This window comes from Rhizobium mulingense, assembly GCF_029194105.1.
Taxonomy (GTDB): Bacteria; Pseudomonadota; Alphaproteobacteria; order Rhizobiales; family Rhizobiaceae; genus Rhizobium; species Rhizobium mulingense.
The window spans coordinates 53,846-73,666 of the sequence record NZ_JARFVE010000007.1 but is presented as its reverse complement, the minus strand read 5'-3'; the positions used below and the strand labels follow the sequence as shown (position 1 = coordinate 73,666).

Below are 19,821 nucleotides of genomic sequence, written 5' to 3'. Positions count from 1 at the left end.
GCAGAGCGGCCATACGGCATTTTTTCTCGCTCTCAATTGCCTTGTTTTCCGCCCCAGCGCTTTCATAACGCGAATGTCAGCAGTCGTGACTTGCTGTCGCGCCCATGATCGCTACAGAGCGGAAGACATTCGTAAAACATGAAAGGAATCCAATGCTGTCTTCGATCCACCTGTTGCAGCCCCACCTGCTGAGCCTGCTGCGCATCGTCTCGTCGCTCGTGCTTTTCAGCTTTGGAACGCAGAAGATCCTGCACTTTCCGGCCGCGGCAAGCGTGCCGCCGATGGGCTCTCTCTCCTGGATCGCCGGGCTGATCGAACTTACCCTCGGCTTCCTCGTCCTTGTAGGATTCCAGACACGCATCGCAGCCTTCGTACTCTCGGGGCTGATGGCCTTCGCCTACTTTATCGGCCATGCGGGAAAGAGCTTCTATCCCGCGCAGAACGGCGGCGTCGCGGCGATCCTGTTCTGCTTCGTGTTTCTTTATCTGGTGGCGGCGGGCGCCGGGCCGCTCAGCGTCGACAGCCTGATGAAGCGCGACCGCGCTGCGGCCTGATGAATGACGGACGGGCCGAGGCGGTCAATGACCGCCTCGGCAATTTCGCGAGCTCCGTGCCGACCCAGGCGCGGATCGCCAAGCCTCAGAGCTTGATCCAGGCGCCGTTCTTCTTGGACGAGGCAACGCAAGCCTCGACGAAGGCCACACCCTTCACGCCGTCGTCGACCGTGGGATAGACCACAGCCTTGTCGACTTCCTGGCCTTTTTTGCGGGCGTTGATCGCATGCGCCGCTTCCGTATAGATCGTCGCGAAAGCCTCGAGATAGCCCTCCGGATGCCCTGACGGCACGCGCGAGACGCGACCAGCCGCCGCGCCTGCGCCGGCGCCGGCACGGGTGATCAGCCGCTTCGGCTCGCCGAACGGCGTGTACCAGAGGTAATTCGGGTCCTTCTGGGTCCATTCCAGCCCGCCCTTTGTGCCGTAGACGCGGACCATCAGACCGTTCTCATGGCCGGGTGCAACCTGGCTGCACCAGAGCATGCCCTTGGCCGGCTTCTCCGAGCCCTTCGCCTTGAAGCGCAGCATGACATGGGCATTGTCATCCAGCCGGCGGCCGGGGACGAAGCTGTCGAGATCGGCGGCCAGGCTGTCGAGTTCGAGACCAGTGATGAAGGAGGCGAGATTATAGGCATGCGTGCCGATATCGCCGGTCGAGCCGCCGACGCCGGACTGGGCCGGATCCGTGCGCCAGGCGGCCTGTTTCTGCCCGGTCTGCTCGACCGCTTCCGTCAGCCAGTCCTGCGGATATTCGGCCTGGACGACTCTTATATCGCCGAGTTCGCCGTTCGCGATCATCTCGCGCGCCTGGCGGACCATCGGATAACCGGTGTAATTATGCGTCAGCACGAAGAGCGCGCCGTTTTCGTCGGCGACCTTTTTCAGCTTCTTGGCATCGGCAAGGTTTGAGGTCAGCGGCTTGTCGCAGATGACGTGAATGCCGCGCTTCAGGAATTCCTTGGCTGCGTCGTAATGCACATGGTTCGGCGTGACGATCGACACCGCCTCGATGCCATTCTTCAGCTTCGCCTCGCGGATCGCCATCTCGCGGTAGCTGGAATAGGTCCGCGACGGGTCGAGACCGAGGTCGCGGCCCGACTGCACCGCCTTGTCAGGCGTCGACGACAGCGCCCCGGCGATAAGATCGTACTGATCGTCGATGCGCGCCGCGATGCGGTGCACCGCACCGATGAACGCGCCGGCGCCGCCGCCCACCATGCCGAGCCGGATGCGCGGCTCGCGGGTCTTTTCCGATGATGCTTCGATTGCCATTCTTGTCCTCCTGAAATCTTTTTCCCTTCTCCCCGGTGGGGAGAAGGTGGCCCGAAGGGTCGGATGAGGGGGCGGCACGACAGACATCGCCTTTCGCTTGCCGCTCAAGGCATTCGTCGTTATCGCTCCTCATCCCCCTCATCTGCCCTGATGGGCATCTTCTCCCCGCTGGGGAGAAGGGAAATGAAAAATTAAAGCCCCAGCATCCGCCGGTTCGCTGCCTGGTCGGTGCCGCTGCCGGCAAAATCGTCGAAGGCTTTTTCAGTGACGCGGATGATATGGGCGGCAACGAACTCCGCCCCTTCGCGGGCGCCGTCCTCGGGATGCTTCAGCGCGCATTCCCATTCGACCACGGCCCAACCGTCGAAATTATTGGCTGTCATCTTCGAGAAGACCGCGCCGAAATCAACCTGGCCGTCGCCGAGCGAGCGGAAGCGGCCGGCGCGTTCGACCCAGCCCTGATAACCGCCATAGACACCCTGGCGCCCGGTCGGATTGAACTCCGCATCCTTGACGTGGAACATCTTGATGCGGTCCTTGTAGATGTCGATATTCTCAAGATAATCCAGGCACTGCAGGACATAATGCGAAGGATCGTAGAGCATGTTGGCGCGCGGATGGTTCTTCACCCGCTCCAGGAACATCTCGAAAGTGATGCCGTCATGCAGGTCTTCACCGGGATGGATCTCGTAGCAGACGTCGACGCCATTCTCGTCGGCATGATTAAGGATGGGTGTCCAGCGGCGAGCAAGCTCGTCGAAGGCGGTCTCGACCAGGCCCGCGGGACGCTGCGGCCAGGGGTAGATGAACGGCCAGGCAAGCGCACCGGAGAAGGTCGCATGCGCCTTGAGGCCGAGGTTTTTCGACGCGGTCAGCGCCATCTTGACCTGCTCGACCGCCCATTGCTGGCGGGCCTTGGGATTGCCGCGCACCTCGGGGGCTGCAAACCCGTCGAAGGCTTCGTCATAGGCCGGATGAACAGCGACCAGTTGGCCCTGCAGGTGGGTGGAAAGTTCGGTGATCTCGATGCCGTTTTCGCGGGCCTTGCCGGCGAATTCGTCGCAATAATCCTTGGACGTCGCAGCCTTCTTCAGATCGATCAGCTGGCTCGCCCAGGTCGGCACCTGCACGCCCTTGTAGCCGATGTCGGCTGCCCATTTGGTGATTGCGTCCCATGAATTGAAAGGCGCGGCATCGCCCGCGAACTGGCCGAGAAAAAGGCCCGGGCCTTTGATCGTCTTCATGTCAGATTCCTCCCTGAATATCGACCGTAAACGTTTCTGGAAACTTGTAGCACGCAATTCGGCTGGCGCAAGGCGCCTCTTCGCCCTGGCTCTCGGATCTGGCGTGAGGCCGGATGCGATGCGGCTGCGAGCTAATCATGATGGGCTTTGGCGGGCAAGAGGTACGTGCAGCATTTTCGACTGCGCGCCGGAGGGAAGCAAAACCGCGCCCATCCTTTCGAATGGGCGCATATTTCCAATTGCTATCAGAAGGGTGAATCCGGGAAGTAGAAGTTCTTGGCATTCTCCTTGGTGACGAGCGTCGCGTCGAGGATGTAGTTACCGTGGACTGGGACCTGATCGTAGAGTGCGGCGGCCGTGAGTTCCATCGCCGTGCCGACCATTGCCGGCGGATAGAGAACGTCGACCGGGATCAGCTTGTCGCCGTCCATGACCTTCTTGACCATGTCCTTGGAACCGGCGCCGGCAACAACATACTGGATGTCGGTGCGCTTGGCCTGCTCGATTGCCTGCAGGACGCCGACGGCCATGTCGTCGTCCTGGCACCAGACGACGTCGATCTTCGGGTACTTCGTCAGATAATCCTGCATCACCTTGAAGGCATCGTCGCGGTTCCAGTTGCCGTATTGGCGGTCAAGGACCTTGACCTTCGAGCCGGCAATGCCCTTGTCGAAACCGTCCTGGCGCTGCTGGTCGATCGGGATCGGCAAGCCGCGGATGACGACGACTTCAGCCTCTGGCGTCTTTTCGGCAATATATTTGCCGGCGACTTCGCCGAGCGCCGGATTGTTGCCGGCGACATAGAGGTCGCGCACGGAGTTGTCGTTATTGGATGGTGCGCGGTCGACCAGCGCCACGAACTTGCCCTTGTCCTTGACTTCCTTGATGGCGTTGACGAGCGGATCCGGATCCGATGGCAGGATGACGAGGGCGTCGATACCCTGCGTATCAAGGTCCTGCACGGCATTAGCCTGTGTCGCGGCATCCGGCGAAGTCTTGACGATAACGTTCAGGCCCGGATGTTCGGCCATCAGCTTCTTGGCAATACGCTCGGCGTGGAACACGACCCCGGAAGTCCACCCGTGGTCGGCGGCCGGAATGGATACGCCAATCGTGTAGTTCTTGTCCTGGGCGTAGGCTGCACCGGCAAAAGCCACCCCCACAACCGCCAGACCCAACATGAGCTTGCGCATGCTATTTCCTCCCAAAAATATCAGGGACTTGTCCAATTCGAGCCGGGTGCCCTGTAAAGCCCGACCAATTCGAAAAGCCGGCTTGCCTTACGATTTGCGCACCAGTGACCGCTGCACCAGCATGGCGATGATGATGATCGCACCCTGGATCGCGCCGATCAGATATTCGCTGATGAAATTCGAAAGCAGCATGATGTTGCCGACGAGTTCGAGAATGAAGGCGCCACAGATCGTGCCCCAGACACGGCCGGCGCCACCCTTGAGAGCCGTGCCGCCGACAACGACGGCGGTAATCGCCTGCAACTCCCACAAGATGCCGGTGGTTGCCGAAGTGGAACCGAGACGCGGCACGTAGAGCAGCACGGCGATCGCAACACAGAGGCCCTGGATGACGAAGGCAATAGTGCGCACGCGATTGACCGCAATGCCGGAATAGCGCGCGACGTCACTGTTCGAACCGACAGCGACGACATGGCGGCCGTAACGCGTGCGGTACAGGATGAAGGCTGCAATCGCGGTCACGACGAGGATCACCACGATCGGAACCGGAAGACCGAGGATATTGCCGAAATAGGCCGGACGGTACAGCGTCTGGATGTCGCTCGAGCGCAAGGTGATCGCGCCGCCCTGCGACAGCCAGGTGGTCAGGCCGCGATAAATGCCCATGGTGCCGAGCGTGGCGATGAAGGGTTCGATCTTGCCGACCGTGGTGATGAGACCGTTGGCGAGGCCGCAAAGAGCCCCGGCAATGACCGTGAACAGCACGGCAGACGTCAGCATTAGCACCGGATCGGCAATGACGCCCGAATTGATCAGCAGGATCATCAGACTGGCGACGAAGGCCACCATCGAGCCGACGGAAAGATCTAGGTCTCCGGCCGAGATGACGAACGTCGCGCCGACGGCGATAATGGCGATGAAAGCGCAGCGGGTCGCGACGTTGGCCAGATTGGTGATGCCGATGAAATTCGGATTGACCAATGCGCCAACGATGAGAAGCAAGGCCAGGGCGGCAAAGGGTGCAACCGCGCGTAGATCGACGTCACGCCAGGACCTGCGCCGGATTTCCCTGGTCTCCTCGTTAACACTCATGTCCAAAACCAACCTCCCGTCCCAGACTGCCTGGGCATCTATCTATTGTCCGCTTCGGCCAAGTCCCGCTTCGCCCTCACGCGGCCGCCTTTTTTTTGAGCCCGGCGGCGTAGCGCATGATCTCCTGCTCGGAAATCTCGTCTCCCTCGAGCACGCCGACGATATGCCCTTCGCGCATTACCGCCACCCGCGTGCAGAGACCGATGACCTCCGGCATCTCCGAGGAAACGACGATGATCGACCGGCCGTCGCGGGCAAGCGCCGAGATGAAATGATAGATCTGCTGCTTGGTGCCGACGTCGATGCCGCGCGTCGGCTCGTCGATGATGACGATATCGGGATCGGTCTCCATGACCTTGGCAAGCAGCAGCTTCTGCTGGTTCCCGCCCGACATGCGACCGGCGATGATATTGCCGTCGCGAACCCTGATGTCGAAGCGTCGCTTGGCCTTCGCCAGCGCCGCCGCTTCGCTGCTCGGGCTGAGATAGCCATGGCGAGAATGCCGCCCGAGCGATTGCAGCGTCAGATTGGCCATCATGCCGGAACGCAGCAGCAGGCCCTTCGACTTGCGGTCCTTGGTCATGTAGGCAAGCCCGCAGCGATTGGCGGCATGCACGTCGCCGGAGGGAACGGTTTGCCCCTTGATGACCACTTCACCCTCAAGGCGGGTTCGCAGGCCGGCGATCGCCTCCATCAATTCAGTGCGGCCGGAGCCGATCATCCCGGAGAAGCCGATGATCTCGCCCTTGCGCACTTCGAAGCTCGCATCCCTGATATAACCCGTCGACACCGAAGAAACCCTGAGGACAACCTCCTCGTCGACATCGGGTTCGACCTTGGCGGGATAGAGGCTGGAGAGCTCGCGGCCAACCATCAGCTGCGCGATCGATTCCCCGTCGAGGATTGATGTCGGCGAGGTCTTGATCCACTGGCCGTCGCGCAGCACCGTCACCCGATCCGTCAATTCCATCACTTCATCGAGCTTATGGGAGACGAAGACGAAGCTGGTGCCCTGGTCGCGCAGCTTGCGAACCTGCTTGAAGAGCATGCTCGTCTCTTCCCGCGACAAGACGGCCGTCGGCTCGTCCATGAACACAACGCGCGCATCGCGGCTGATCGCCTTGGCGATCTCGACCATTTGCTTGTCGGCGATGGAAAGCGTGCTGATCAGCGCATTCTCATCGACATGTGAACCGAGCACGTCGAGGACTTTGCGTGTCTCGGAGCGCATATATTTGCGGTCGAGCACACCGAAACGCGTGACCTCACGCCCGAGGAACAGGCTTTCCGTCACGGTCAGATGTTCGGCGAGATTGAATTCCTGATGGATGATGACAATGCCGAGCGCTTCCGCCGCACCATTGGGTGGCAGGATAACGGGCTGGCCGTCGAGCAGAATTTCACCGGAGCTCGGCTGCTCAAAGCCGGACAATACCTTGACGAGGGTGGACTTGCCGGCGCCGTTTTCACCCATCAGCGCATGGATTTCGCCGGCACGGAGATCGAAATTGACGCTGAAGAGCACCTGCACGCCGCTGAAGGATTTGCATATGCGCCTGGCGGACAGCACCACGGGTGCGGTGTCGGCGATCTCCACGGTCATCATGCCCTCCCCAAGAGCGCCTTGCATCCGGCAGAACGCGCCGGCGCCGCTCCATCACCTTGAAGAACTAGCGCACATTTCCATTCTGAAAACCGTTCTCGATCCTCAGAGCTCTGCGCTTGCGGCTCCCGTCCGCTTTGAGTCTTATGTAAACCTTTACATCATGCATGTAAAGGTTTACATCGTGGATTTACACAGATCCGCTGAAGCTTGCCTTTGACCTCTCGGCGAGTCTGTGTAGTGTCGCGGCGAACAGCCCCAAGGCAGAGCGCAGTGTCGAATTCCACGCCCGCAACAATCGAAGACGTCGCCCGGATCGCCGAGGTCTCCATCGCGACGGTTTCGCGTGCGATCCACACCCCGGAGAAGGTCGCCAACTCGACGCGGCTTAAAGTCAATCAGGCGATCGCCGTCACCGGCTACACCACCAATGCCATGGCGCGCAGCCTGAGGCTCGGTCGCTCCAACATGATCCTGGTCGTGGCGCCGGACATCGGCGATCCCAATTTCTCCAACATTCTCGTTGGACTGGAGAACGAGGCGCGCGCCCACGGCTACGGCATCCTGATCGGCCACACCCAGAACGACGCCCAGCGTGGCCTGGAATATCTGAAATTCTTCAACTCCAACCAGGCCGCCGGGCTGATCCTCTTCACCGGCATCCTGCCCTTCGGCCATCAGACGATGACAGCCCGGTTGCCGCCGAGCGTCGGCGTTTTCGAACCGGTCTTCAACGGCGGCATTCCCTATGTCGGTGTCGACGATACCGAAGGCGCGCGAAAGGCGGTGGATCTGCTGCTGGCCGAAGGCCATCGCAAGATCGCCTTCATCGGCGATTCGCGCACCCGGCTTGCCTATGTCAGGCGCCGCATGGGTTACGATGCCGGCCTCGACGCCGCCGGCGTCCCGCCGGATCTCAGGATCGTGCTCGAAGGCGACGGCACGATCGAAAGCGGCCGGCATGCGGTCGAACAGCTCTTCATGCGCGACACGCTCCCGACCGCCTTCATGTGCGTGAACGACCAGACGGCAATCGGCGTCATGATCGGGCTCGGTGCGCGAGGTTACGACATTCCACGGGATTTCTCGGTGACCGGATTTGACGACGTGCCGCAGGCCGTCTTCATCTCCCCGTCGCTGACGACGATCCGTCAGCCGCGAACGGCGATCGGCAAACAGGCGATGGCGCTGCTGTTGGAACTCTTGTCCGATGGTCGGCCGGCCGAGACGGAAATCCTGCTGCGGCCGGATCTGGTGGTTCGAAACTCGGTCTCCGCACCGTCGCGCCAATGGTTGAAGCGCTGAAGACGTTATAATTGCCGGCTACAACGAGCTGCGCCGGCGACCGCTGGCCGCCGGCGCACCTTATCAGACGTAACGGTTGACGACGTTCTCGAGCAGTTCCTGCTGACCGGATCTCGGCTGCGGGTTGACGTTCTTGGTCTCGACCCAGTTGGTGATCTCATCCAGCGAGTATTCGCCGCGGAACAGTTTCTGCGCCTCGGCGGTTTCCCAGCCGGCATAACGATCAGCAAGCGGCTGCGACAGCGCCTTGTCCTCGATCATCTTGGCGGCGGCCTTCAGGCCGCGAGCGCAACAATCCATACCGCCGATATGGCCGATGAGCAGATCCGCCGGATCGAGCGACTGGCGGCGCAGCTTGGAGTCGAAGTTGGTACCGCCGGTCTTGAAGCCGCCGCCTGCCAGAACGTGGTAATAGGCAAGCGCCATTTCCGGAACATTGTTCGGGAACTGGTCGGTGTCCCAGCCGGACTGATAGTCGTTGCGGTTCATATCGATCGAGCCGAAGATACCGAGCGCATTGGCGAGCGCCAGCTCGTGCTCGAAGGAATGGCCGGCAAGGATCGCATGGCCCTGCTCGATATTGACCTTCACTTCGTTTTCCAGCCCATGCTTCTTGAGGAAGCCGTAGACGGTCGCGACGTCGTAGTCATACTGGTGCTTGGTCGGCTCCTGCGGCTTCGGCTCGATCAGGATCGTGCCCTTGAAGCCGATCTTGTGCTTGTATTCAACGACGAGGTTGAGGAAGCGGCCGAGCTGGTCGAGTTCGCGCTTGAGGTCGGTGTTAAGCAGCGTCTCGTAGCCTTCGCGGCCGCCCCAGAGCACATAGTTCTCGCCGCCGAGCTTCTGCGTGGCGTCGATGCAGGTCTTCACCGTCGCGGCGGCGAAAGCAAAAACATCGGGATCCGGATTGGTCGCAGCACCCGACATGTAGCGGCGGTTGGAGAAGAGGTTGGCCGTGCCCCACAGCAGCTTGGTGCCGGTCGCAGCCTGCTTCTCGGCGAAATAATCGACGATCTCGTTGAGGTTTTTGGTGTTCTCGGCGAAGTTCTTGCCCTCGGGGCGCACGTCGGCGTCGTGGAAGCAATAATAGGGTGCGCCGAGCAGTGAGAAGAATTCGAAAGCGACGTCGGCCTTGAGCTTGGCAGCCTTCATCGTGTCTTCGAACCACGGGCGCAGGAAGGTCTGGCCGCCGAAGGGATCGCCGCCCGGCCAGGTGAAGGTATGCCAATAGGCCACCGCAAAACGCAGATGGTCTTCCATGCGCTTGCCGAGAACGATCTCGTCCGGCTGGTAATGACGGAAGGCCAGCGGATTGGTGCTGTCGGGGCCTTCATATTTGATTTTCTGGATATCGCCGAAAAATCCGGTGCTCATGTCAGGTCTCCTTGGGTTCGTAGTTCAGTCTTGTCGTTTGTGCCGTCTGGCCTCCTCATCCGACCCTTCGGGCCACCTTCTCCACCAGGGGAGAAGGGAAAGAGGCACCGCCGCGAATCTCTTCTCCCCAGCGGGGAGAAGGTGCCGGCAGACGAATGAGGGGGCCGCTGGCTCCAGTTTCAATGCGCCAGCGATTTGATCGCCGGATAAATTGCCCGGTAACGCGTATAGGCATCCTCGTAAGCGCTGCTCAGCGCCGACACCGGTTCGATCGTGCCTGATGTCACCGGCGGCGTGCAGACGGAAATCGGATCGGCACCCGTTGCCGCGATCAGACCGAGGCGAGCAGCGCCGAAGGCCGCGCCGAAATCGCCGTCGGCGGGCAGGTCGACCGGAACGCCGAGGGCAGTGGCGATCGACGCCAGCCAGTAGCGCGAGCGCGAACCGCCGCCGATCGCCGTGACACGGGAGATGCCGGTGCCGGCCGACCGCAGCGCTTCGAGATTGTCGCGGATGGCGAAGGCGACACCTTCGAGCACGGCCTGGGTCAGCACGGCGCGGCTGCTTTCATGTTCCAGCCCGATGAAGGCGCCGCGGATGATGGCATCATTGTGCGGCGTACGCTCGCCGGAGAGATAGGGCAGGAAGGTGACGCCGGTCGGCGCCTTCAGCGTCTCGCCGAGTTCGCCGGTGAGATCGGCGGCCGACTTGCCGGTCACGTCGGAATGCCAGTTGAGCGCATCGGTCGCCGACAGGATGACACCCATCTGGTGCCAGGTATTCGGCAGCGCGTGGCAGAAGGCATGCACGGCGCTTTCCGGCTTCGGCAGATAGGAGCCGTTGGCGGCAAAAAGCACGCCGGAGGTGCCGAGCGAGACGAAGGCGGCGCCATCGCTGACGGTCCCCATGCCGCAGGCCGATGCGGCATTGTCGCCCGCGCCGCCGGCAACGACGACATTGCCCGATATGCCCCACTGTGCCGCGAGTTCGGAGCGTAGTCTGCCGGCCGGTGCCGTGCCTTCGACAAGCGTCGGCATCTGCTCCTCGGAAAGTTGAGTGGCGGCGAGCAGATCGGACGACCAGGCGCGCTTGCCGGTGTCGAGCCAGGAGGTGCCGGCCGAATCCGACATTTCGGAAATATACTCGCCAGTCAGCCACAGACGTAGATAGTCCTTCGGCAGCAGCACCTTAGCGATCTTCGCGAAAATGTCCGGCTCATGCTTCCTGACCCAGGCGAGCTTCGGCGCCGTGAAGCCGGGGAAAACGATATTGCCGGTGAGCGCGCGAAAGCGCGGATCGGCATCCAGGGCCGCGGCCTCGACATGGCTTCGCGTGTCGTTCCAGAGAATGCAGGGGCGCAGCACCTTGTCGGCGGCATCGATCAGCGTGGCGCCGTGCATCTGTCCGGACAGGCCGATACCCCTGACCGCGGCGAGTTCTTTCGGATGTTTTGCCTTGAGGCCGGCGACAGCCTCTTGCGCGGCGCGCACCCAGTGGGCCGGATCCTGTTCCGACCAGCCGGAATGCGGGCGCGAAACGTCGAGCGAACCGTTGGCCGAGCCGACGATCGTCTGATCGCCGTCGATCAGCATCGCCTTGACGCCGGAGGTTCCGAGATCGAGACCGAGATACATGGGGTTGCTCCTTTGCCGTTACGGCAGATTGTCTTTCAGGAATATATCGAGACGGATGCGCTCCTGAGCGTCGATCATTGGCAGCCCGTCCGCTTTGGCTTTCAAGACGCGGATGGCGCTGCGCACTTCATGGCCGGCGTCCTGATTGAGAATCGCATCGATCGTATTGTCGATAAGCGCCGCCCGCGTATGGGTGGTCAGTTCATGGGCGATGACGGTCAGCGTCCGGTCGACGGCCTTTTCCTTCAGCGCCCGGATGAGGCCGCGATTGCCGGCGCCGAGGCTGTAGACGCCGACAATGCCGGCATTCCTGGCAAGCGCGTCGGCGACGAGCATATGGGCGATCTCCGGATCGTCACGGCCTTCGAGTACCGGCAGGATTGCCAGATCGGGAAACTCCTCGGCCATGACCGCGGTGAAGCCCTCCAGCCGCTCGCGATGGTCACGCACCAGCATGGACCCGGCGAGCACGGCGATCTCGCCCTTTCGCGGCCCGAGAAAGCGGCCGAGCAGACGGGCGGCCGTGCGGCCGGCCGCGATATTGTCGACGCCGGCATAATGATGGCGCAGGGAGCCCGTAAGGTCGGACACCAGCGTGACGATGGGAAAGCCCGCATGCACCAGCCTGTCGACAGTGGCGCGCACCTCAGGTGCATCAGTGGCGACCATGGCAACCCCGCAAGGTTTTCCTTGAGAGAGCTCTTCGAGCACAGCAACGAGAGCCGCCGGATCGAAGGCCGGCACCTCGATGGTGCGAATATCGGTGCGCTCGGCAGCTGAACGCAGGATCGCTTGCCGGATTTCCCCATTAAGCCCGTGCATGAAGGAATTGTCGCTGGCCGGCAGGATGAACACCAGCGGATAGGTGCGGCCCTTGGCGAGATTGGCCGCAGCCACGTCTCTGATATAACCGAGCTCGCGGATCGCAGTCTCGACCTTTTCCCGCGTGACGTGGCGCACGCCCGGACGCCGGTTGAGAACCCGGTCGACGGTCGCAAGACTGACCCCGGCAGCGGCAGCGATATCGTGAACTGTTGGCCTCATCATTCCTCCTGACGAGACCATTAACGCCAATTTTGATGTACGTAAATCAAAAAATCGAGCGGGTGATTCGCCCATCACGTTTCCCGCGTCGCCGCCGGCCGGGAGCCGGTCAGCAGGACGATTATTGGCTGATCGCATAGAGGCCGGAAAACTGCAAACAAAAAGGCCCTCCGGAGAGGACCTTTTCATGGGGCGGCAGGCCGGAGGTCAGTGGCCGCCACCGCCTCCCCCGCCTTGCGGCGCGGGTTTCTGGATCATCGCGACTCCAAGGATCATCGCGACGAAAAGCGCGGTCAGGATCAGGAAGACATCGCTGAAGGACAGGATGACCGCCTGTTTGGTGGCAAGCCCGACCATCTGCTTGATCGCAACCGAGGCGCCATCCATGCCGTAGCTGTTGAAATTGGCGGCCATGTTGTTCATCTGGTCGATCGCCGCCGGATTGCCCCAGTCCATATTCTCCCGCAGCCGCTCATAGTGCACGTCCTGCCGGTTGGTCAGCACGGTATTGATGACGGCAAGGCCGACGGCGCCGCCGAGGTTTCTGGTCAGGTTGAACAGGCCGGACGCACCGCGGATGCGAGAGGGCGGCATTGTGCCGAGGGCGATGTTGTTGATCGGCACCATGCACATCATCAGCCCGAAGCCACGCAGAACCTGCGGGATGAAGAGCTCGTAGAAATCCCAATCAGCCGTCAGATGAACCATGATGTAGGTGCCGGCAGCGAAGCTGATGAAGCCGATCACCATCATCAGGCGCAGGTCCATCTTGGTCGACAGCCGGCCGGCGATCGGCGCCGTCAAGAACATCGCAAGCCCCGAGACGAACATTGTCTCGCCGATCATCAGTGAATCATAGCCCCGGATGCGGCCGAGATAGACCGGGTAGATGTAGGTGAGGCCATAGAGGCCAATGCCCATGACGAAGGAGAAGACCGAGCCGAAGGAGAAATTCCTGTTCGCAAAGGCCTTGAGATCGACGACGGGAAACTCCACCGAGAAGGCGCGGTAGAAGAAGACGATAGCCGCGGCACCCGAGGTGACGGCGGCAATCGCGATCGAACTGTCGTTGAACCAATCGTTCGAATTGCCCTCTTCGAGCACATATTCCAGCGTGCCGAGGAAGATGCCCATCGAGATCAATCCCCACCAGTCGAACTTTTTGAAGAGCGACAGCTCCGGCTTGTCGAAATCGATGAAGTTCCAGGTGACCAGCGTGACGATGATGCCGGGAACGATATTGACCAGGAATAGCCAGTGCCAGGAGAAGGCGTGGCTGAGATAGCCGCCGACGGTCGGGCCGATGGTCGGTGCCAGCGTCGCGATCAGTCCGATGATCGGCGAGACGATGCTGCGCTTCGACGGCGGGAAGATGGTGAAGGCGGCCGCAAACACCGACGGGATCATGCCGCCACCGATGAAGCCCTGGATGGCGCGGTAGACGATCATCTGGTCGATATTCGTCGCCGTCGCCGCAAGCGCGCTCGCCATGGTGAAACCGGCCGCCGAAATCGCGAAGAGATAACGCGTCGAGATGATGCGTGCCAGCGTGCCCGAAAGCGGGATCATGATCACTTCGGCGATCAGATAGGCCGTCTGCACCCAGCCGATCTCGTCAGAGCCGGCCGAAAGGCCGGCCTGGATTTCCGCAAGCGAGGCCGAGACGATCTGGATGTCGAGGATCGACATGAACATGCCGAGCACCATCGCGAAGAAGGCAATGAGCTTCCTCGGATCCATGCGATCCGCGGCATGGTCAGGTAACGCCGGAATCGTGCCCGTCGCTGCTGTCGCGCTTCCGGCCATCTGACCACCTCCGCCTTATTGAGGCTACTTGCTGGGCGCCGTACGGGTGTCGACGTCGACGACGACGCTGAGGCCCGCGCGCAGACGCCCGCTGTCGAGCGCCTCCTGCGGCAGCGCGATGCGCACCGGCACGCGCTGGATCACCTTGGTGAAGTTGCCCGTCGCATTTTCCGGCGGCAGCAGCGAGAAAACCGAGCCGGACGCCGGCGAGATCGATTCGACGGTGCCGACGATCGGATGGTCGTCATAGGCGTCGACATGGACGTTGACCTTCGAGCCGGCAACGAGATGCTGGATCTGCGTTTCCTTGAAGTTGGCGTCGATATAGAGCTCACGCACCGGAACGAGCGCCATCAGCCGCTGGCCGGGCGAGACGAGATCGCCTTCCTGGACCGAGCGATTGCCGACAATGCCGTCGTAAGGCGCCTTGAGCACGGTGAAGGAGAGATCGCGGGCGGCCTTGTCGCGCGAGATTTCCAGCGCCCGGACCGAGCCTTCGGCTTCCTTGCGCTGCGCCTGAAGAATGGTGATATTGGCCTGCGCGGCGGTGATGTTGGCGTCGCCGCCGGCAAGATTGGCTTTGGCCTGGTCGAGCGCGATATTGGCGTTGTCGAGATCGGCAGCGGTGCCAACCGACTTCGCCTGGAGCTCGCTCTGGCGTTTCTGGGTGATTTCGGCACCACGAACGGCCGCTTCGAGTGCCACCTTTTGCGCCCGCGCCTGCGCAAGGCTTGCATTGGCGCCTTCGATCTGCGCGTCGATACGCTGCAGTGAAAGCTGTTCGGTGGCGATCTGGGCCTGCGCCTGATCGAGGGCGTTCTGATAATCGCCGCTATCAAGCGTGGCAAGCACGTCGCCCGCTTTGACTTCCTGGTTGGCGACCACATTCACCTTAGCGACGTAGCCCGTGACCTTCGGCGAAATCGTTGCGATATCGCCCTCGATATAGGCGTCGTCGGTCGACACCATGAAGCGGCCGTTCGTCCACCATTCATAACCATACCAGCCGCCGCCCGCCAGAAGAGCGAGCACGAGGATCGGCAGCACCGGACTGCGGCGCTTCTTCGCAGCCGCGGGTGCTGCGACCGGAGCCGGCGCCGACTGCGCGGGGGCGGACGGCTTTTCCAGGGCTTCCGCCGTCGGAGCCTCCACAACAGCCGCGACCTCGGTCTTGACCTCTTCGGCTTCGGCCTTTTCGCTGACGATACGCGCGACGTTGCTTTTCTGGTTGCTCGACATGGGGGCACTACCGATCTTGGAGTAAATAATCGAACTGAACGGTTCGGTTCAGTTGACATAAACCTGTTTTACCGTCATATCAAGTGTATAGAACCAATCGGTTCGATTTCTTTAAGGAAAATACGAAACCGTGAACACGGTTAAGGAGAAATGACGCTGAAACCTGACAACGCTGCCGTCTTCAGCCCTCCCGTTAGCGGAGGCCGATTTGCTGCGGGCGAAGATCCGACAAAGCGCCAGCAGATCCTCGCCGGTGCCAAACGTGTCTTCATGAAGATGGGTTTCGACGCTGCTAGCATGAACGACGTGACGCGTGAGGCCGGCGTCTCCAAGGGAACGCTCTACGTCTATTTCACCAACAAGGAAGAACTGTTTTCGGCGATGATCGAAGCCGAGCGCGCCGCTTTCGTGGCGGCCGTGCGCACCGCGCTTGCCGAACATGACGATCCCGAAGCCGGCCTGTACGAATTCGGGATCAACTTCGTCACCCATATGACCGATGAAAAGGTCATCACTGCGATGCGCACCGTGCTCGGCGTCCGCGACCGCATGCCGGTGCTCTGTCAGCGCTTCTTCAAGGGGCCGGTCAATCTGCGCACTATCATGCGCGACTTCCTGGAACGGCACGTCGCGGAAGGTACGCTTGTCATCGACGACATCGATCTGGCCGCCGGTCAGTTTCTCGATCTTGCCAGCGGCAGTTTCTTCAAGCTGCGTCTGTTCGGCAGCATGGAGGAGCCGCCGAGCCGCGAAGAAATCGACCGCGTCATCCGCGGTGCGATCAAGGTCTTCATGGCGGCCTATGGCGCGCGCCGGCACCACACCGCCTGATACGCTTTCTTGACTGCTCGCTTGCATCGGCCAAAACTCCGCAAGAACGATCAAACCCCGCTTTCGACTTTTCTCTAAGGAACAAGCCGCAACCCCGGGGAGTGAAAATGAGCGCCATCGCACGGGCGATCTGGTTCATAGAGAGCCATTTCGAAAGCGACATATCGCTGGAAGAGATATCGGAAGCAGCCGGATTGTCGCGCTACCATCTGTCGCGCGTCTTCGGGCTGGTCACCGGCCATTCGATCAGCGGCTATATCAGGGGGCGGCGCCTCAGCCGCGCCGTACCCGCGTTGGTCAGCGGCTCATCCACCATCCTCGAAGTTGCGCTTTGCGCGGGCTACGGATCCCACGAAGCTTTCACCCGTGCCTTTCGCGACCAGTTCGGCATGACGCCGGATGCAGTGCGCAGAAAGGGGCACGCCCGTAACCTTGTCTTGCTGGAGCCGATCAGAATGGACCCCACTCACCTCAACGACCTTGAACCGCCCCGCTTCGAAACGCTGCAGCCGATGCTCCTTGCCGGCTTGCAGGAGACCTATCCCTACGGCGGCAATGCCGCCATCCCGTCTCTCTGGCAGAAGTTCAATGCCCATTTCGGCCACATATCAGGCCAGAAGGGTAATGTCGCCTACGGCGTCTGCACCCATATCGACGGCGAAGCGGAGAAATTCCGTTATATGGCCGCGGCCGAAGTCTCCGACGTCAGCGATCTACCGGCGGATTTTACGACGCTCAAGCTTCCAGGCCAGCGTTACGTGGTCTTCACCCATCGCGGCCATGTCTCCGGCATTCCTGCGACGATGAACCGGATTTTCGGCACATGGTGGCCGACTTCCGGCTTCGAACACGGCGCCACACCCGATATGTTCGAACGCTACGACGAGCGCTTCGACCCCTATACCGGCATGGGCGTCACCGAAATCTGGTTGCCAATCAGAGCATGATGTCGAAAATCGTGAGCGGTTTTCGGACGATATCATGCTCTAACCTCTTCAATATAGCACAGGATTCAAATTTAAGGCCGACCCGGCCTTAAATCATCCTGTTCTGAGGAATAAAATTCATATCGGTTTCGTATACCCCTTGCGGCGCTTGCGCGGCAGGCCGCCGACATTACATTGCGCGCGTCATTCATTCATGTGACGCAAAGGGGTATATGCTGATGCAGGACATCATGACGCTCATTCAGGATCCGGCCGCCTGGGTGGCGCTCATCACACTGGTGGTGATGGAAGTCGTTCTCGGGATCGACAACCTGATCTTCATTTCCATTCTGACCAACAAACTGCCGCCCGAACACCGGGAAAAGGCCCGCAAGATCGGCATCGGCCTTGCGCTGATCATGCGTCTTGCTCTGCTCGGCACCGTCGCCTGGATCGTCCAGCTGACCGAACCGCTGTTCGAAGCCTTCGGACACGGCTTCTCCTGGAAGGATCTGATCCTGATCGCCGGCGGCCTGTTCCTCGTGTGGAAAGCCACCAAGGAAATTCACCACAGCGTCGATCCGATCGACCATCAGGAGGATTTCATCGCGACGTCGGCAACGACCGGCTTTGCATCGGCGATCGGCCAGATCCTGCTGCTCGACCTCGTCTTCTCCGTCGACAGCATCATCACCGCCGTCGGGATGACGCCGCATCTGCCGATCATGGTGATCGCCGTCATCGCCGCAGTCACCGTCATGCTGGTCGCCGCCACCCCGCTTGCCAACTTCATCGAGCGGAACCCGACGATCGTCATGCTGGCGCTCGCCTTCCTGCTGATGATCGGCACGACGCTGATCGCCGAAGGCATGGGCTTCCACGTGCCGAAGGGCTACGTCTACGCCGCCATGGCCTTCTCGGCGTTGGTCGAGGTGCTGAACATGTTCGCGCGCAATGCCCGCAAGCGCAAACGCGAGGGCGCTCACTGAGACCGAAGCAAGGGGGCGCGTCGTAACCGGCGCGCCCCCTCCCAGCGTCGTCAGGCCCCTTGCAGGCGCGGTTTTTCTTGACGCGCCGGATTGAATATGGCCTAAGGCCAGCCGAACGGACGATCGGCGGATAGTGCGGGCGCATGCCCTTTTTCCGGCCGGTTTGCCGAAGATATCTGCATCCTTCCGGCCGAACGTCGCTTTCCCGTGAAAGCCGTCCGGCATTCATTGACGGGCACATACTATGACAGCTTCCGGCGTCCGCGTCCGCATCGCTCCCTCGCCGACCGGCGAGCCGCATGTCGGCACCGCATACATCGCTCTCTTCAATTACCTTTTCGCCAAGAAGCACGGCGGCGAGTTCATCCTGCGCATCGAGGACACCGATGCGACCCGCTCGACCCCGGAATTCGAGACGAAGGTGCTGGACGCGCTGAAATGGTGCGGGCTGGAATGGAAGGAAGGCCCCGATATCGGCGGCCCCTATGGCCCCTATCGCCAGTCGGACCGCAAGCCGCTGTACCAGCCCTACGCGCAGGAGCTGCTGGACAAGGGCCATGCCTTCCGCTGTTTCTGCACACCCGAGCGGCTGGAGCAGATGCGCGAGGCGCAGCGCGCTGCCGGCAAGCCACCGAAATATGACGGTCTCTGCCTGACGCTGAAGGCTGAGGAAGTCACCTCACGCATGGCAGCTGGCGAAACCACCGTCATCCGCATGAAAATCCCGACCGAAGGCTCCTGCGACTTCACCGACGGCGTTTACGGCGACGTGTCGATCCCCTGGGATTCCGTCGACATGCAGGTCCTGATCAAGGCCGACGGCATGCCGACCTATCACATGGCCAACGTCATCGACGACCATCTGATGCAGATCACGCATGTGGCCCGCGGCGAGGAATGGCTGGCTTCGGTGCCCAAGCACATCCTGCTTTATCGCTATTTCGGCTGGGACCAGCCGGTCTTCATGCATTTGTCGCTGATGCGCAATGCCGACAAGTCGAAACTGTCGAAGCGCAAGAACCCGACCTCGATCTCCTATTATTCCGCGCTCGGCTATATCCCCGAAGCGCTGATGAACTTCCTCGGCCTGTTCTTCATCCAGATCGCCGAAGGCGAGGAACTGTTGACGATGGCTGAGCTCTCCGAGAAATTCGATCCCGATAACCTTTCCAAGGCCGGCGCGATCTTCGATATCCAGAAGCTCGATTGGCTGAACGGCCGCTGGATCCGTGAAAAGCTCTCCGAAGAGGAGTTTCAGGCGCGCGTGCTGACCTGGGCAATGGAAAACGACCGCCTTAAGGAAGGTCTGCGCCTGTCGCAGACACGCATTTCCAAGCTCGGCGAGCTGCCCGATCTGGCCGGTTTCCTGCTGAAGTCCGATCTCGGCCTGCAGCCGTCCGACTTCGCCAAGATCAAATCGCCGCCGGAAGAGATTCTCGAGATCCTCAACACCGTTCAGCCGGATCTCGAAAAGATATTGGAATGGAATGTCGAGACCATCGAGGCGGAGCTGCGCGCCATCGCCGACCGCATGGGCAAGAAGCTGAAGGTCGTGGTCTCCCCGCTCTTCGTCGCCGTCTCCGGCTCGTCGCGCTCGCTGCCGCTCTTCGATTCCATGGCGATCCTCGGCCGCTCAGTCGTGCGCCAGCGCCTTAAGCTCGCCGCGCAGGCGGTCGCCGCTCTCGTCGGCTCGAAGTAAAAACAGTCAGAGGAT

16 protein-coding genes are annotated in these 19,821 nt (G+C 61.3%); 6 read left to right on the top strand and 10 right to left on the bottom strand.

The window, feature by feature from the left end; all coding sequences use genetic code 11:
- The first annotated feature begins 152 nt into the window (after positions 1 to 152).
- Entirely contained in the window at positions 153 to 554 is a 402-nt protein-coding gene (locus PYR71_RS17650) for a DoxX family protein (RefSeq protein ID WP_275620262.1), read from the top strand.
- A gap of 85 nt (positions 555 to 639) precedes the next feature.
- Here PYR71_RS17650 and PYR71_RS17645 read toward each other — a convergent pair whose 3' ends face one another.
- From PYR71_RS17645 to PYR71_RS17625, 5 genes are all read right to left on the bottom strand, one after another.
- A complete protein-coding gene (locus PYR71_RS17645; protein WP_275620261.1) occupies positions 640 to 1,827 on the bottom strand; it encodes a Gfo/Idh/MocA family protein in 1,188 nt (395 codons plus the stop codon).
- 191 nt (positions 1,828 to 2,018) lie between these two features.
- Complete coding sequence (locus PYR71_RS17640; protein WP_275620260.1) at positions 2,019 to 3,071, bottom strand: sugar phosphate isomerase/epimerase family protein; 1,053 nt, start codon at positions 3,069 to 3,071, stop codon at positions 2,019 to 2,021.
- A gap of 245 nt (positions 3,072 to 3,316) precedes the next feature.
- Positions 3,317 to 4,264 carry a substrate-binding domain-containing protein gene (locus PYR71_RS17635; RefSeq protein WP_183917812.1) on the bottom strand — a complete coding sequence of 316 codons (948 nt, stop codon included), beginning with the start codon at positions 4,262 to 4,264 and terminating at the stop codon, positions 3,317 to 3,319.
- Between the two features lie 87 nt (positions 4,265 to 4,351).
- Positions 4,352 to 5,356: an ABC transporter permease gene (locus PYR71_RS17630; RefSeq protein ID WP_275620259.1), complete on the bottom strand. Its 1,005-nt coding sequence runs from the start codon at positions 5,354 to 5,356 to the stop codon at positions 4,352 to 4,354.
- A gap of 76 nt (positions 5,357 to 5,432) precedes the next feature.
- A complete protein-coding gene (locus PYR71_RS17625; protein ID WP_275620258.1) occupies positions 5,433 to 6,959 on the bottom strand; it encodes a sugar ABC transporter ATP-binding protein in 1,527 nt (508 codons plus the stop codon).
- A 273-nt stretch (positions 6,960 to 7,232) separates the two neighbouring features.
- On the opposite strand from PYR71_RS17625, the gene PYR71_RS17620 reads away from it, so the two are divergent.
- Positions 7,233 to 8,264: a LacI family DNA-binding transcriptional regulator gene (locus PYR71_RS17620; protein ID WP_183917807.1), complete on the top strand. Its 1,032-nt coding sequence runs from the start codon at positions 7,233 to 7,235 to the stop codon at positions 8,262 to 8,264.
- Between the two features lie 63 nt (positions 8,265 to 8,327).
- Here PYR71_RS17620 and xylA read toward each other — a convergent pair whose 3' ends face one another.
- The 5 genes from xylA to PYR71_RS17595 form a co-directional block, all read right to left on the bottom strand.
- Complete coding sequence (xylA, locus tag PYR71_RS17615; protein WP_275620257.1) at positions 8,328 to 9,638, bottom strand: xylose isomerase; 1,311 nt, start codon at positions 9,636 to 9,638, stop codon at positions 8,328 to 8,330.
- Between the two features lie 179 nt (positions 9,639 to 9,817).
- Entirely contained in the window at positions 9,818 to 11,272 is a 1,455-nt protein-coding gene (xylB, locus tag PYR71_RS17610; RefSeq protein WP_275620256.1) for a xylulokinase, read from the bottom strand.
- A gap of 18 nt (positions 11,273 to 11,290) precedes the next feature.
- Positions 11,291 to 12,316, bottom strand: a complete 1,026-nt coding sequence (locus tag PYR71_RS17605) for a LacI family DNA-binding transcriptional regulator (protein WP_275620255.1) — start codon at positions 12,314 to 12,316, stop codon at positions 11,291 to 11,293.
- Between the two features lie 207 nt (positions 12,317 to 12,523).
- On the bottom strand, positions 12,524 to 14,122 hold the full coding sequence (locus PYR71_RS17600) for a DHA2 family efflux MFS transporter permease subunit (protein WP_275620254.1): 1,599 nt from the start codon (positions 14,120 to 14,122) through the stop codon (positions 12,524 to 12,526).
- A 24-nt stretch (positions 14,123 to 14,146) separates the two neighbouring features.
- A complete protein-coding gene (locus PYR71_RS17595; RefSeq protein WP_275620253.1) occupies positions 14,147 to 15,361 on the bottom strand; it encodes an HlyD family secretion protein in 1,215 nt (404 codons plus the stop codon).
- Between the two features lie 150 nt (positions 15,362 to 15,511).
- Here PYR71_RS17595 and PYR71_RS17590 point away from each other — a divergent pair, with 150 nt between their 5' ends.
- From PYR71_RS17590 to gltX, 4 genes are all read left to right on the top strand, one after another.
- On the top strand, positions 15,512 to 16,192 hold the full coding sequence (locus PYR71_RS17590) for a TetR/AcrR family transcriptional regulator (RefSeq protein ID WP_183917795.1): 681 nt from the start codon (positions 15,512 to 15,514) through the stop codon (positions 16,190 to 16,192).
- Between the two features lie 107 nt (positions 16,193 to 16,299).
- Positions 16,300 to 17,139: an AraC family transcriptional regulator gene (locus PYR71_RS17585; protein WP_275620252.1), complete on the top strand. Its 840-nt coding sequence runs from the start codon at positions 16,300 to 16,302 to the stop codon at positions 17,137 to 17,139.
- Positions 17,140 to 17,357: 218 nt separating this feature from the next.
- Entirely contained in the window at positions 17,358 to 18,107 is a 750-nt protein-coding gene (locus PYR71_RS17580) for a TerC family protein (protein WP_246720440.1), read from the top strand.
- 244 nt (positions 18,108 to 18,351) lie between these two features.
- Positions 18,352 to 19,806 (top strand): glutamate--tRNA ligase, encoded by a 1,455-nt coding sequence (gene gltX, locus PYR71_RS17575; RefSeq protein WP_275620251.1) that lies wholly within the window; start codon positions 18,352 to 18,354, stop codon positions 19,804 to 19,806.
- The last annotated feature ends 15 nt before the right edge of the window (positions 19,807 to 19,821 follow it).